This is a genomic window from Pedobacter sp. GSP4, from assembly GCF_051857575.1.
In the GTDB taxonomy this organism is placed as follows: Bacteria; Bacteroidota; Bacteroidia; order Sphingobacteriales; family Sphingobacteriaceae; genus Pedobacter.
Genome location: NZ_JBPZIR010000009.1, coordinates 20054 through 34679, shown reverse-complemented (window position 1 = coordinate 34679; position 14626 = coordinate 20054). Strand labels below are relative to the sequence as shown.

Here is a 14626-nt window from a genome sequence, read left to right as displayed (position 1 = left end):
GTTATTTTGGTGCTTTTCTAAGCAGGTAAAAACCCAGCAAACCGAAGAACAGCGTAGGCATGATTACGGCTGCAAAAGGTGGTAATCCGCCCTTTGTAGAGAACATCTGAGTAAACTGATTAAATACGATATAAGCGAAGCTAATAAAGATGCCGATACCCAATGATACACCTACACCTCCGCGCACCTTACGCGAGGATAGCGCCACGCCAATGAGTGTTAACACAAAGGCAGAAAGCGGGTGTAAATAGCGTTTATACCTCTCAAACTGCAGGTCGTTCATTACACCCGTACCCCGTATTTTTTCTTTTTTGATTTTATCCGATAGTTCCTTGGTGGTTAAATTCTGCACCACATTATCATAAGCCGAAAAATCATCAGGGCGCATGTCTAAAATGGTATCCTTTAGCTTCCCGTTACCATAAATCATGGTTTCTTTAAGCCCATCAATTTTACGGATAGAGTAATTGCTTAATTGCCATTTCCGTTTTAGCGAATCCCATTTTATATTCTCTGCCACGATCTTTTTGGTCAGTACATCACCATTAAAATTATCTAAAGAAAACCGGTAACCAGAATTGGTTTTATTGTCGAAATTGTCAATGTAAATGTAGGTTCTGTCATCCAGTTTCATGTGGATGTTCGATTTGGTAGAGGGGTCGTTACGCTTAACGTAGGTGTTCTCAAAACTATTCTTTAGCGTATTGGTATAGGGTAATATGTATAAATTGGATACAAGGTTTGCCGAAAAAATAATCGTAGCCGATACCAGGTATGGAAATAAAAAGCGGTTAAAGCTTACTCCTCCGCTCAGTATGGGTACAATCTCTGTTTGATCGGCCATTTTTGCCGTAAAGAAAATTACCGCAATAAAATTGATCAGTGGCGAGAGCATGTTTACATAAAAGGGAATAGAGCCTGCATAGTATTTGGATAAAATTCCCCAAAAACTCAGGCCACTTTTCATAAAATCATCCATCTTTTCAGATAGATCGAATACCACAATAATAATCACAAAAATGGCCAGGGTGTAGATAAAGGTACCCAGGTATTTCCCGATAATGTATTGATCGATGATTTTTATTTTTCCTTTTAGCAGACTCATTTTATAGCTTATTGCCTAATACTTTAACCATTTTGTTTTTCCATTCGTAAAATTCGCCAGCAATAATCTTTTCCCTGGCCTGTTTTACCAGCCAAAGATAAAAATGCAGATTATGTAAGGTAGCAATCTGTGCGCCAAGCATTTCTTTGCTGTGCACCAAATGCCTTAAATAAGCCTTGCTTGTTACCAGGTCGACATGCAGATCACTTTCTGCATCTAAAGGAGAAAAATCGTTTTCCCATTTCTTGTTCCTGATGTTTATAATGCCATTCCGTGTAAAAAGCATGCCGTTTCTGGCATTTCTGGTCGGCATTACGCAATCGAACATATCGATACCCAAAGCAATATTCTCTAAAATATTGATCGGTGTACCCACGCCCATTAGATAACGCGGTTTTTCTTCCGGTAATATGTTGCAAACCACTTCTGTCATGGCATACATCTCTTCTGCAGGCTCTCCAACTGATAAACCACCGATAGCATTGCCCTCGCGGTCCATACTGGCGATAAATTCTGCAGATTTGATCCTTAAATCTTTATATACAGAACCCTGTACAATAGGGAAAAGCGTTTGATCGAAGCCATATTTAGGTTCGGTGCTATCAAAACGGGTACAGCAACGCTTTAACCAGCGGTGGGTCATTTTTATAGATTGTGCCGCATAATTATAGTCGCATGGGTATGGTGTGCACTCATCAAAAGCCATAATAATATCGGCTCCTATGGTACGCTGGATATCCATGGCATATTCAGGGGTAAAAAGGTGTTTAGAACCATCAATATGCGAGTGGAAAGTAACGCCTTCTTCTTTAATTTTACGTACTTTACTCAAAGAATATACCTGATAACCACCACTATCTGTTAAAATAGGTCGGTCCCAGCCAATAAATTTATGCAATCCGCCAGCTTTTTCGAGGATATCCAAACCTGGTCTTAAATATAAATGATAGGTATTACCAAGAATGATTTTTGCATCAATATCTTCTTTAAGCTCGCGCTGATGAACGGCTTTTACCGTTCCGGCGGTGCCCACAGGCATAAAAATGGGGGTTTGTATTTCGCCATGGGCCGTTGTTACTGTTCCTGCCCTGGCTTTAGATAACGGATCGTTAGCCTGTAAACTGAATTTCATCTATTATTATTTAATTTTTCTCCAATCGTCAGATGGAGTTTACCACCATCAAAATACGTTTAATTAGCAACTAATTGTTATTTTGATGATAGGCGGTTTATATGTGTTTTTTGTCGTCAAAAATCTGCCAAAAATAGCAAAAATTGAGGGCATATTTTTGTTTAATTTTTTATCAACATAAAAGTGTTTTACAGATTAAAAATGAGAAATTTGCGCCTATTTATTTTACCATCGTGATATTAACCCTGCTTGAAATTATTTTGCTCTCTGCACTGGCTTTTTGCCTTTTCGTTCAGCTTTACTACGTACTTTTTGTTCATTTAAAATTGGCTAACATCAGTGTCGAAGAGGTACCCTTATTGGGCAGAAAACCGATCAGTGTAATTGTTTGTGCAAGGAATGAAATTGAAAATTTAACGGCCTATCTTCCTACCTTATTGAGCCAGGATTATCCAGAATTTGAAGTTGTTGTGGTTAACGACCGTTCGTGGGATGGTACAGAAGAGTTTTTAGAAGCTTTTGAAAAAAAATACAGCAACCTTAAAGTAGTTAAGATTTTAGATAACGATAAGTTTATTGCAGGTAAGAAATTTGCGGTAACAATGGGTATAAAGGCGGCCAAATACGATTGGCTGGTTTTTACCGATGCCGATTGTACACCAGCATCAGCCCATTGGTTAATGGATATGCAGCCACCTGCGGATGAAAATACCGAAATACTTTTGGGTTACTCGCCTTACCTGAAAAGAAGAAGCCTTTTAAATGCGCTGATCCGTTTCGAAACTTTTTTTACCGCCGTAAACTATTTATCTTTTGCTTTAAAAGGTATGCCATACATGGGGGTTGGACGTAATATGGCCTATAAAAAATCGCTTTTTTTTAAGAACAAAGGTTTTGCAGCGCATATGCACATCCCATCGGGCGATGATGATTTATTTGTGAATGCGCATGCCCATAAATACAATACGGAGATCCGGATACACCCTAATAGCCATGTTTGGAGCGAGCCCAACAAAACCTGGGCCGGCTATTTGAGACAGAAGAAACGTCATTTTGGTGCCGGTAAACTGTATAAACCGAAGCATAAGTTTATTTTGAGCGTACAGATTATGTTTCAGTTTTTGTTTTACGCTTTCTTCGCGGCCTGTATGTTTTTTAGCCGTGAAGCGCAGTACGTAGCTCTGGGAATCTTGGGCCTGAGTATCATCATCAGGTGTTTTATCTACCCAAAACTATTGAAACGCTTAAACTATGGCGATTTGCGTTGGTGGTTCCCGATTTTAGACATACTTTTGTTTCTGTTTTTAACCCTGAACGGATTTTTAGCCTTATTTGGTAAGAAAAAAGTAAACTGGAAATAATTCATAATCCTTTAGTAATTGCAATATGCTTGATGTAAAGCCCGATATCGTTTTAAAATATTTTCCCGACTTAAGCGAAAAACAGATTGCGCAATTTTCGCAGCTGTTCGAATTATATAGCTTTTGGAATGCACAGATCAACGTGATTTCGAGAAAAGATATTGAAGAATTATACGAACGCCATGTACTGCACTCGTTGGGGATAGCCAAAGTTTGTACGTTTAAAGCAGGCGAATCGGTGCTGGATGTGGGTACGGGAGGTGGTTTTCCGGGTATTCCGTTGGCTATTTTATTTCCTGAAACCACTTTTTACCTGGTCGATTCTATCGGGAAAAAGATTAAAGTAGTAAAGGAAGTGGCTGCTGCCCTTGGTCTGGAGAATTTAAAAGCCGATCATTTACGGGCCGAGCAGATTAAGGAAAAATTTAATTTTGTGGTATCAAGAGCGGTAACACGTTTAGGCGAATTTTACCCATGGATACAGGGTAAGTTTAAAAAAGATTCGCTAAATGCCATTCCGAACGGGATTTTATACTTAAAAGGCGGCGATTTGGCCGAAGAGATTAAGGAATCGAAACTGAAAGCAGAACTGTATCCGCTTTCAGCTTATTTTGAGGAAGATTTTTTTGAAACAAAGTACGTGGTGTACGTGCCGCAGTAATTATTTGATCTTTACGTAGCCACTTTTTCCACCAACTATCTTACCATCTTTCTTAAATAAAATGTTGTAGGGGTAATTTCCGTTGGGAAGCTCTTTGGCATAATAATCGTTTTTGTAATCGGTACTTTGGTAAAAGGCCGCGTCGTATTTGCTGTTGTAAATCGTTAATTCTGCCTTAGCACCATCGGGTATATCAACAATTAGCTTTTCATCCTTGCCTTTATCTATATTATCCTGGTGCATCACAATACTGTAGCTTGGTTTTTTATTTGTTGAGCCTAAGCTGTAGCCCTGCACTTTTACTTCTTTTAGTTCAGCGTCAGGTTTTGTATCCATTGCTTTTTCGTAACCTTTAATCGTAACTTCTTTCAGGTTTTTATCAGTCGGTGGCGTAGTTGCCTTAATCTGTCCTTTAGCATCTATCGGATATCCCTGAACTGTTTTGGTCTCCAGTGCATCTTTATAAGCCTTTATAGTTACTTCCTGTATCTTTTTGTTGTCGCTGTTTTCAATAGGGTAGCCCTTAACCGTTTGCGTTATTGCATCCTTACGCCCTTCAATAATAGTTACTTCTTTTAGTTTTTCGCTACTTGCATTTCTTGTTGGTGGCGGAGAAATTTTCGGAGCATATTGAATATGGTCACCGGTAATTTCTACAGCGCCATTTTTGCCTTTTTCTTGTCCATATTTTTTAGTGGCCTCCAACTGGCCAAGGTATTTTACCGATTTTGTGTTCCGTACACCGTAAAAAGTGCTGTTGTCTGCTACTGGCTGCCCATTAATAACGATATACCTTTTTTCATATCTTATGGCCTGGTTGGTTTTGCTGCTATACAAATGGCTAGGATAAAATGAAGTTTGGCTATCAGCCCTTACAATTGGCGGTGGAAATTTAATCTGATCTTTTTTAGTAGTCTTTAGTTTCTGCTGCTTAACAGGTTTAATGCTTATTTTTTTTACGGTATCCTGTAAAATGGTTTTTTGTGGTATCAAATCCACAAATCCATAATCTTTGGTAAAGGCCATGGTAGAAATACATAATATTCCTGCTGTAACTGGTACTACCAGTAGCAATTTGAGCCTAGCCCAGGTTGCTGATTTCTCTTGGTTTAACATCGTAATTCTTTTTTTTAGCACTGAAGAACTGAATATTTGGTTGGTTAGGGTTAAATTTTGAACGCCGGTTGAGTTTTGAATGAGAAACATGGCATAATCGTACTTTTCGATATCTTGTTTAGTGGTTTCCTCATCGGCTAAATATTCGTGTATAAGCTTAATATCCTGCTTTAGCAGATAAACAATGGGATTAAACCAGTTGATTACCTGGATCATTTCGAACAGCATTACATCCAAACTGTGTTTTTGCTTAATGTGTACGAGCTCATGTTTGAGGATGGTATTCTTCTCCGGCAGGTGTGGATCTAAAAAAAGCAGGTTAAAGAATGAAAAAGCGATTTTAGAACCTTTTAGGTCGATCAGTTTTACACCTTTATCCAGGTAAACCGAAGGCAGTTTAAGCATGCTGATGATTTTAGCCAAGCTGAAGAACATTTTAACCAGAAAAGCGAGCGTAACCAGAACATAAAGGGCTATAACCAAATGATCGGTGGTGAAAATACTGGGCTGATCGGCGGTTAAAGGTACGTAAGGAGCAACCACAACCTCATTAAGGGTTGGCAGTGGCTGTATGGCTAGCTCATCAACCACAGGAGCTTTTAGAAATCCCAGCTGAAAAAAGGGAAGAACAAAGGCAAGTATGGAGGTGGATAGGAGGTAGGTTCTGTTTAAACCATAAAAGGTTTCCCTGTAAAGGAATAACCTGTAAAACCCATAAAATAAAATGAGGTACAGGTTTGCTTCGAGTAAATAATATAGCCAGCTCATCATTTATCTTTTTTAAGTTTCTCTGCCAACTGAATAATTTCATTGAGCTCTGCTGCACTCATGCTTTTTTCCTTAACCAGGAAAGAAACCAGACTTTCGTAAGAGTTTTCGAAGTAATTATTCATCACCTTATCAAATGCAAAGTGTTTATAATCAGTTTCTTTTATAATAGGGAAATAGATGTGCGTATTGCCAATGGCTTTATGATCAACAAAACCTTTGGTTTCTAAAACCCTGATTACAGTCGAAACTGTATTGTATGCAGGCTTGGGCTCGTTCATCTTTTCGATTACGTCTTTTACCAATGCTTCGCCCATTTCCCATAGAATGAGCATAATCTGTTCTTCTGCTTTTGTGAGTTCTTTAATCATAGCAACTATTTTTATAGTTTGGTTAATTGAAGTTACTACTATAAAAATAGTTTAAAAACTATTTTTATAGTTTTATTTTTATGTTATTGATAATCAGATAAATAACTTTTGTTGAAGAAATCTATTTGCATAAAAAAACCTGCCGGATAGGGGCAGGTTTGATAAATCGGTTAGTTGTTTGTTAAAGTTTCTGCGGTTTCTGAGGATTATCCTTCATGATCATTTTATCTTTTAACAACTGTTGTAAGCCTGTTTGCTTGTCGATATTTTTTACCACATCCAATACCGCGCTTGCTGCATTACTGAAAAACTGTGGCGTAATGGTAGCATATTCATCAGTAGGTTTGTGGTAATCTTTATGGTCTTCTACACCAAAATATAAAAAGGGAATGTTTTTGGCATTAAATGCACCCTGGTCGCTTTGATTGGTCCAATCATCATGTCCTTGTTTGGGATCATCATGGCCGAAAAGCAGTTTAATATTGGTTTTAGTGGTGTCTACATATTTCTTTAAGTCCGGATATTTAAAAGTTCCGCAAACGTATAATTCGCCTTTATCGCTATGGCTGATCATATCCATATTTAAATCAATAGCAATGGTATTAATGGCCACTGGCGGATTGCCAACAAATGCCTTCGCGCCCTGTAAGCCCAGTTCTTCAGCATCAAACGACGCAAAAATTATGGTATTATTGGGTTTATTCTTTGCAAAATAGGCCGCAATCTTTAACAAACCTGCTGTTCCCGATGCGTTATCGTCGGCTCCGTTAAAAATCTCATCTTTAACTACACCAAGATGATCGTAATGTGCTGAAACAACAATAACGTTATTGCTTTTGCCTGGAATGTAACCTATAATATTGGTACCGTTGGTTTTTGTTCCGCCCCTGCCGTTAAAGGTAAATTCCTGCGCATAATTTACATGCTGTGGATAGGATTTTAAGCCCAGTTTCTGAAACCTTTCTATAATATAGGCCCTTGCCATTTCGGCTCCTTTTGTACCTGTTTTCCGGCCTTGGTAAGCATCTGATGATAAAACTTCAACATCTTTTAACAGTTGTGTATCTAACTTGCCAGTAGCTGTTGTGCCCTGGTTTTTTACGGATGAGCAGCAGCTCAGCATCATCGCTAAAGGGATAATATATAGTATTTTCATGTTTTATTATTATAATTTATCAGTATCATCGTCTCGACTGCAATATCGCGAAACTGTGAGATCTATACATATAGTTTATAAAGATATTAATTATTGGGATATTGAAAGGAAACGTAGTTTAGTTTACTGTATTGCGTTTCTAAACCTGATGGGAACGGCAGCCCGAGCTTTTCGCGAGGCTACAGTGTACAACAGGACTGAAGACCTCCAAAAGCTGTTGCCTTCATTTTCAAATCGGAAAAATGCTAATAAAAATTGGTTGTTCGGCAGTCTTTAGACCTGTAAGGTTTTTAAAACTTCATAGGTCTTCGTTAATTAAGCCGCTACTTCCCTCAAATCGACAGCTACCACCCTCGAAACGCCCTGTTCTACCATGGTTACACCATAAATAATATCGGTGCTGGCAATGGTACGTTTATTATGCGATACAATGATAAACTGTGATTGATCGGAGAATTTGCGGATAATATTGTTGAATTTATCGATGTTGGTATCATCTAATGGCGCATCAACCTCATCGAAAATACAGAAGGGTGCAGGCTTTAAAAGATAGAGCGAAAACAGGAGTGCAGTTGCGGTTAATGTTTTTTCTCCACCTGATAACTGGTTGATTGATAGTGGTCTTTTGCCTTTAGGACGTGCAACAATATCAATATCGGCCTCTAGCGGGTTGTTTATATCTGATAAAATAAGGTCGCAGCTATCTTCTTCGTTAAACAGCGAGCGGAAAACCACAATAAAATGCTCGCGTGCCTGTGTAAAGGCCTGCATAAACTTGTCTTTTGCGGTATCATCTATCTCCTTAATGGTTTGCAAAAGGTCGGTTTTGGCTGCATTAAGGTCCTTTTTCTGATTTTGGATGAAAGTATAACGTTCTTCCATTTCTTTAAAGGCTTCCATTGCCATGGAGTTAATGGCGCCAAATTCGTCCAGTTGGCGTTTCATTTTTTCTACCTTTTGGCGCAGTTCGAACTCACTCTCCAGGGCTTCAATTTCTGTGTCTGTTTCCAAAAGATCGTTGATATCGATATTAAATTCTACCGCCAAACGCTCTTTTAAGGCATTCAGATCAATTTTTAAGGCATTTTTCTTATCCTTAATTTCTGTTAAAAGGAAATCGGTTTCTTCGCGGTTTTTACGGATGTTGGTTAGGTCATTTTCAACTTCGTTGATGCTGCCCTTGCTGGTAAAGTAGGCCTGTTCGGCTTCAGCAAGGCCTTTTTCCATCTCCTCACGCTGTTGATACATTTCTAAAAGGGTATCGTCGTTAAGATCGGTATGCTGCAATGTGGCCGTAATCTGTACTAATGCCTCCTGTAACTCCTTATCATTTTGGGCAATGCGTTTATTCAGGGCTTCTTCCTGTACAAAACGGTAATCCAGGTCTTTTTCAAGGCCCGATAACTTATTTTGCTGCTGGTGAAAACGGATGTTATCCTGATTATATTTACCAGCACTTTCATTTACCTGATCGGCAATTTCCTGGTAGTTAAGCTGTTGTTCTTGCAGGTTAACGTGTGCTTCTTGCTGGTTTTTTTGCAGTTGAACCAATGCTGGCAGTTTTTCAGATAGCGCTTTTTCTATCGATACAATTTTTTGAGCAATATCCGTTTTGCGGTTTTCGCTGGTGGTAATAAACTCCTGGTACTGATCGCGACGGGTTTGAACAGAAATGTGTTCGTTATTTAAACGGTTCATTTCCTGTTGCAGTGTATTGATATAATTGATTTTCGAAGCCTCTTTCAGGTTAAAAATGTTATCTGTTTCGGCTTTTATAGCTGTATTGTATTGATTAATGAGCGATTCTGAAGCTTTGATCTCTTTGGCAAGGTTTTCTAAGTTCTTGGCACGCCCAATTCTTTTCCCCTCAAATAAGCCTACCGAACCACCTGCCAAGGTAAACTTGGTTTGCGCATATTTACCGTTTTTAGCCAAAATGGTTAAACTTTCGGTAGGAGTGGTTTTAAAAAGGTTTTCTTGCTCATTAACAGCAATGTATACATTCTGTAACAACAAATTACAGAGCGATTGGTATTTTTTATCTACTTCAATTACCGATAGGGCAGAAACCAGCCCGTCGTGGGTACCAACAGCAGGGTTTTTATCTGGAACATTCTCTAAAATAAAGAAATTTGCACGCCCACGACTGGCATCTGTTAACAGATTAATGGCCTGCACAGCATCGGCATATTTTTCAACCACATAATGGTTCATTACCGGTTCGAGGTAATTCTCAATTGCAATGCGGTAATCTTCATTACAGAATAAAATATCAGAAAGCAGTAAGGCGCTTTTGGCAAAAGCGTTGTTTTTCTTTAAAAAGCGGATCGATTCGGGAAAGCCCTCTAAACTATCAACCAGCGATTTGGTCAGGTTATATTCGTTCTGTTTGGCGTCTTTTTTACGGTTTTCGGCCGTAAGCTTCTCTTTGTTTGTACTTAAATTGGTCTCCGAAGCGGCCAATTTTTCTTTAAGTACTTCTTCGGCCTCGGTAAGTTGCTTAATGTTGGCCTGCTTTTCCCTAACCTGTATATCAAGCTCAGCCAAAGCATGGTCAAACGCTTTTAATTCTAAGGTTTTGGTTTCGGTATCGTCTACATTCCGGTTGCTTTCCTGTACCAGGGCATCTTTCTGAATGTTCAGGATATCAATTTCCTTTTGCGATTGATATACCTGGTTCTGCAGCTCGTTAACAGATTTAATCAGGCTATCAATCCTGTTTTTTTCGGTCTGCTGCTGCTCGCGTAGGGTATCGAGTGTAGATTTTAAGAGTTTTAAATCGGCTTCCAAGCGGTTAAAAACCTCGTTTTCTGTGGCAACTTCTTCGTTTAAACGCTTAATGTTGTATTTAATGTGGTTAACCTGGTTTTTGTCTTTTTCGAGTTCGCCAGATAACCTTGTTTCTTTTTCCTGCAAGAAACGCATCTGCTCATTCTTTACCTTTTTCTCACTTTCGTAGGCACGGATTTTAGAAACAAACTCATTTGTAGCTTTTTGCTGTACCGAAAGGTTTTTTTCCTGACTGATGCTGCCCAGTTTAAGCTTCTGCAGCTCGGCCTCTCCGGTGTCAATTTTGGCGCTGAGTTCGGTGCGGTTTACCTGCTGGCTTTGTTCCTGTGTTTCTAAGGCCGTTAAATCGGTGCGGAAAAAAGCAATCCGGTGCGTAGCCAACTGTACGCTCAGTTCGCGGTACTGCTCTTTTAGCTTATAGTAACGTTCTGCTTTGCGCGCCTGGTTTTCTAGGGTTTTTAGGTTTTTTTCAATCTCGAAAAGTAAATCTTCAACCCGTTCTAAATCGGTTTCAGTATCTTTTAACTTATTGAAAGTCTGTTTTTTACGGAGTTTGTATTTCGAAATCCCCGATGCTTCCTCAAATAAGGACCGGCGGCTATGTTCTTTGTTGGTGATAATTTCATCAACCATTTTCAGCTCAATGATAGAATAACTGTCAGAGCCAATACCGGTATCTAAAAACAGGTCGGTAATATCCTTTAACCTGCACTGAACGTCGTTTAAGCGGTATTCGCTATCGCCATTTCTATACAGTTTACGGGTAACGGTTACCTGCGAGTAGGCCGTAGGCAGTATGTTCTTGGTATTGTCGAAACTTAAAGAGACCTCGGCAAGCTGTGCCTGTTTTCGGTTTTTGGTGCCATTGAAAATGATGTTTTCCATCTTTTCCGATCGCAAGGCTTTGGTGCTCTGTTCGCCCAAAACCCAGCGCATGGCATCAATTACGTTCGATTTTCCGCAACCGTTTGGTCCAACAATAGCGGTAACACCCTCATTAAAATTGATGGTCACTTTATCGCCAAAGCTCTTAAAACCTTTAATTTCTAACCTAGTAAGTTGCATGGTTTGTAATCGGGAGAACCGACCCCAATATTAAGGATAATTTCGGGGTTTTTCAAGTTAACAATTCTAAATTTTAAGCCATATTTGGTGTTTAGAATCAAAAATCGGATTATTGGTCAATTTATGGATATCGCATCTTTTTACACAGGCTATCGTACCGCACAAGGGGAAAAAATATACCTGGGAGATAAAATCAGGGGAAAATTTTTTTATAAAATGCAGGTTCAATACGAAATGGAAAGCCAAACTTTCGTGCTGGTTTCACAAAATCCGCAATCGCCTTACCGGAAATACCTTGTTTCTGATCTGGAAAAAATTAACGGGTTAAGCATTGTTGGAAACCAGTTATTCTTTAAAGAAGCCAAAGTAGGAGAAAAGGTGAAAATTACCGTTGATAACAAAGGAGAATTTTTCCCTTTTGGCAGCCTGGTAGAAGTTACGGAGATTTCAGATGAATGGAATATCCAGGCTAAATCTTTAATAAACGGGCAGTTGGTGCAGCTCAAAAACGGCGAATTCTTGGAAGATAGATCTGGGTGGTAGGTGGAATAAGCTTAAATTATTCTCTTAACAATCCCATCCTTACATTGATAGCAAAATGCGCATCTAAACTTTTTGTCACGTTGAGCCTGTCGAAACGCCCCCAAAAGTGGAGATGGAGGTTCTTGGACAGGCTCAGGATGACAATATTAAAAAACTACTTTACAATCATTAATTTAGCAAACTTAAGCAGCAACTGTTTGTTGCCAAGGCCCTGAAAAAATACGGTGGCCTTCACATCAGGCAAGGTTCCTTCCAAGCTGATAATTTTCCCGAAACCGAATTTTTCGTGCTCTACTTCCATGCCGCCCTGAAATTCGTGCGGTTGTGATGGGGTAAATCCCGGTGTCGGCACGTGTGCTTTCGCCAATAATGATGTAGTTTTTGGCCGAACTGGTGGGGCAGAAGTGGTTGCAGCACCAGCTGGTTTCGGTTTGCTAAAGAAATCGCGCGGTTGCGAAGTCCATGTTTTGCGCTCATCATCAAAATTGCCTTCTAGCGAATTAGATTTTGCAGGTTTAACATCCAGTTCTAAAAACCTCGGATTAATTTCGTTGATAAAACGGCTTGGCTCGCAGTTGGTTAACGTTCCCCAACGGTAGCGTGATGTGGCGTAGGTAAGTGTAAGTTTTACCTCCGCACGGGTAATGGCTACATAAAATAAACGGCGCTCTTCTTCCAGGTCAGTACGGTTGGTTAACGACATCTGCGATGGAAAGAGGTTTTCTTCCAAACCCACAATAAATACGTTTTTAAACTCCAAACCTTTGGCCGAGTGGATCGTCATTAAAGAAACACTGTCTTTGTTCTTATCGCCATCCTTATCATCGTTGGTTAAAAGGGCCACATCCTGCATAAAAATATCAAGTCCCTTTTCTTCAATATCTTCACGGTCTGCAAATTCTTTAATACCGTTAAGCAACTCCTGGATATTTTCGTAGCGGCTACGTCCTTCAACGCTGTCATCGGTATATAATTCTTTTAAAATACCGGCATGCTGTGCAATAAATAGGGCCGAATCGTAGGCGTTTAGCTTTTTCGCTTCAGCCTGAAAACTCTGCACCATCATGGCAAAATCGTTCAGTTGATTGGCCAAACGCCCATCAACATATTCGTGTGCATTTGAAATTACATCCCACATGGTTTTGCCATTCTGGTCTGCTGCCACGATAATCTTATCAATAGAGGTATCGCCAATACCACGTTTTGGGTAGTTGATTACGCGCTTTATAGCCTCTTCATCTTTTGGATTAAAAGTTAAGCGGAAGTAGGCGATTAAATCTTTAATCTCTTTACGTTGATAAAAAGATTGACCGCCGAAAATTTTATATGGAATATTCAGTTTTCTTAAACCTTCCTCCATGGCCCTGCTTTGGGCGTTGGTACGGTATAAAATGGCAAAATCGCTGTGTTGAAGCCCTTTTGTGCTGCGATCTTGAATAATGGCTTCGGCCACTAATTTGCCTTCTTCATTATCGGTAAAGGCACGCGAAACTTTAATGCGTTCGCCAGGTTCGTTATCCGAGAACACATTTTTTTCGAGCTGATTCTTGTTGTTGGCGATAATACTGCTGGCAGCATCCACAATATTTTGGGTAGAGCGGTAATTCTGCTCCAATTTATAAACCTTTAAATCCGGATAATCGCGTTCGAAATTTAAAATGTTCTGGATATTTGCTCCACGGAATGCGTAAATACTCTGTGCATCATCACCCACCACACATATATTTTGATAAGCAGCAGCCAGTTTTTTCACAATGGTATACTGCGAAAAGTTGGTATCCTGGTACTCATCCACCATCAGGTACCTAAATTTCTGTTGGTACTTATTTAAAACATCCGGATGCTCTTTTAATAAAATATTGGTTTTGAAAAGTAGATCATCAAAATCCATGGCACCGGCCCTGAAACAGCGTTTGGCGTAAGTTTCGTAAATCTGGCCAATTAAAGGGCGTTTATTCTGGATATCTTCGGCCTGTATCTGATCGTTGGCCTGGTATTCGCCCCAAGAGATAAGGTTATTTTTAGCTGATGAAATGCGGCTGAAAACAAAATTGGCAGCATACAATTTATCGTCGAGCTGCAGTTCTTTTAAAATGGCGCGGAGTACGCTCTTGCTGTCGTCGGTATCGTAAATGGTGAAATTGCTTGGATAACCGATTTTTTCGGCCTCAACACGTAAAATCTTGGCAAAAACAGAGTGGAAAGTACCCATCCAGATATTTTTGGCCTCTGCACCAACAACCTTTCCAATACGCTCACGCATATCTTTACTGGCTTTGTTGGTAAAGGTTAATACTAAAATATTAAACGGATCGGTTCCTGTTTGAATAAGATGGGCAACACGGTATGTAATTACACGGGTTTTACCAGATCCGGCACCTGCAACAATCATTACCGGTCCTTTTGTATTCTCTACTGCTGCTCTTTGCTGCGGGTTTAATCCTTCTAAATAATCCAATTCGGCTCCTGTTTTTTGAGGTTCAAAAATAAGAAATCCCTAGCTTTTTAATGAATTTGTGGAGAAATAGCAGTCAATTTTTTTTGAAAAGCAAAACCTG

10 protein-coding genes are annotated in these 14626 nt (G+C 39.5%); 3 read left to right on the top strand and 7 right to left on the bottom strand.

Annotated features, from left to right (window positions below):
- Position 1 precedes the first annotated feature (1 nt).
- Both ACS5PU_RS19805 and tgt read right to left on the bottom strand, forming a co-directional pair.
- Entirely contained in the window at positions 2–1105 is a 1104-nt protein-coding gene (locus ACS5PU_RS19805) for an LptF/LptG family permease (protein ID WP_439460897.1), read from the bottom strand.
- A 1-nt stretch (position 1106) separates the two neighbouring features.
- On the bottom strand, positions 1107–2237 hold the full coding sequence (tgt, locus tag ACS5PU_RS19800) for a tRNA guanosine(34) transglycosylase Tgt (RefSeq protein WP_439460896.1): 1131 nt from the start codon (positions 2235–2237) through the stop codon (positions 1107–1109).
- Positions 2238–2380: 143 nt separating this feature from the next.
- Between tgt and ACS5PU_RS19795 the strand changes: the two genes are divergently transcribed.
- Together ACS5PU_RS19795 and rsmG are read left to right on the top strand one after the other, a co-directional pair.
- On the top strand, positions 2381–3598 hold the full coding sequence (locus tag ACS5PU_RS19795) for a glycosyltransferase (RefSeq protein ID WP_439460895.1): 1218 nt from the start codon (positions 2381–2383) through the stop codon (positions 3596–3598).
- 25 nt (positions 3599–3623) lie between these two features.
- Positions 3624–4259, top strand: coding sequence for a 16S rRNA (guanine(527)-N(7))-methyltransferase RsmG (gene rsmG / locus ACS5PU_RS19790; protein ID WP_439460894.1), 636 nt, complete (start codon positions 3624–3626; stop codon positions 4257–4259).
- Here rsmG and ACS5PU_RS19785 read toward each other — a convergent pair whose 3' ends face one another.
- The 4 genes from ACS5PU_RS19785 to smc form a co-directional block, all read right to left on the bottom strand.
- Entirely contained in the window at positions 4260–6146 is a 1887-nt protein-coding gene (locus ACS5PU_RS19785) for a M56 family metallopeptidase (protein WP_439460893.1), read from the bottom strand. It lies immediately after the preceding gene.
- Positions 6143–6514 (bottom strand): BlaI/MecI/CopY family transcriptional regulator, encoded by a 372-nt coding sequence (locus tag ACS5PU_RS19780; protein ID WP_439460892.1) that lies wholly within the window; start codon positions 6512–6514, stop codon positions 6143–6145. The genes ACS5PU_RS19785 and ACS5PU_RS19780 overlap by 4 nt, the downstream gene beginning before the upstream one ends.
- A 181-nt stretch (positions 6515–6695) precedes the next feature.
- Positions 6696–7670 carry a M28 family peptidase gene (locus ACS5PU_RS19775; protein WP_439460891.1) on the bottom strand — a complete coding sequence of 325 codons (975 nt, stop codon included), beginning with the start codon at positions 7668–7670 and terminating at the stop codon, positions 6696–6698.
- Between the two features lie 315 nt (positions 7671–7985).
- Positions 7986–11525, bottom strand: a complete 3540-nt coding sequence (gene smc, locus ACS5PU_RS19770; RefSeq protein WP_439460890.1) for a chromosome segregation protein SMC — start codon at positions 11523–11525, stop codon at positions 7986–7988.
- Positions 11526–11648: 123 nt separating this feature from the next.
- On the opposite strand from smc, the gene ACS5PU_RS19765 reads away from it, so the two are divergent.
- Positions 11649–12068 carry a hypothetical protein gene (locus ACS5PU_RS19765; RefSeq protein WP_439460889.1) on the top strand — a complete coding sequence of 140 codons (420 nt, stop codon included), beginning with the start codon at positions 11649–11651 and terminating at the stop codon, positions 12066–12068.
- Positions 12069–12222: 154 nt separating this feature from the next.
- Here ACS5PU_RS19765 and ACS5PU_RS19760 read toward each other — a convergent pair whose 3' ends face one another.
- Positions 12223–14526: an ATP-dependent helicase gene (locus ACS5PU_RS19760; protein ID WP_439460888.1), complete on the bottom strand. Its 2304-nt coding sequence runs from the start codon at positions 14524–14526 to the stop codon at positions 12223–12225.
- Positions 14527–14626: the final 100 nt, after the last annotated feature.

Excerpts from the sequence above, each read along its gene's own strand:
- tgt (WP_439460896.1), bottom strand. The coding sequence starts at position 2,237 with ATGAAATTCAGTTTACAGGCTAACGATCCGTTATCTAAAGCCAGGGCA.
- rsmG (WP_439460894.1), top strand. The coding sequence starts at position 3,624 with ATGCTTGATGTAAAGCCCGATATCGTTTTAAAATATTTTCCCGACTTA.
- smc (WP_439460890.1), bottom strand. The coding sequence starts at position 11,525 with ATGCAACTTACTAGGTTAGAAATTAAAGGTTTTAAGAGCTTTGGCGAT.
- ACS5PU_RS19785 (WP_439460893.1), bottom strand. The coding sequence starts at position 6,146 with ATGATGAGCTGGCTATATTATTTACTCGAAGCAAACCTGTACCTCATT.
- ACS5PU_RS19765 (WP_439460889.1), top strand. The coding sequence starts at position 11,649 with ATGGATATCGCATCTTTTTACACAGGCTATCGTACCGCACAAGGGGAA.
- ACS5PU_RS19805 (WP_439460897.1), bottom strand. The coding sequence starts at position 1,105 with ATGAGTCTGCTAAAAGGAAAAATAAAAATCATCGATCAATACATTATC.
- ACS5PU_RS19775 (WP_439460891.1), bottom strand. The coding sequence starts at position 7,670 with ATGAAAATACTATATATTATCCCTTTAGCGATGATGCTGAGCTGCTGC.
- ACS5PU_RS19780 (WP_439460892.1), bottom strand. The coding sequence starts at position 6,514 with ATGATTAAAGAACTCACAAAAGCAGAAGAACAGATTATGCTCATTCTA.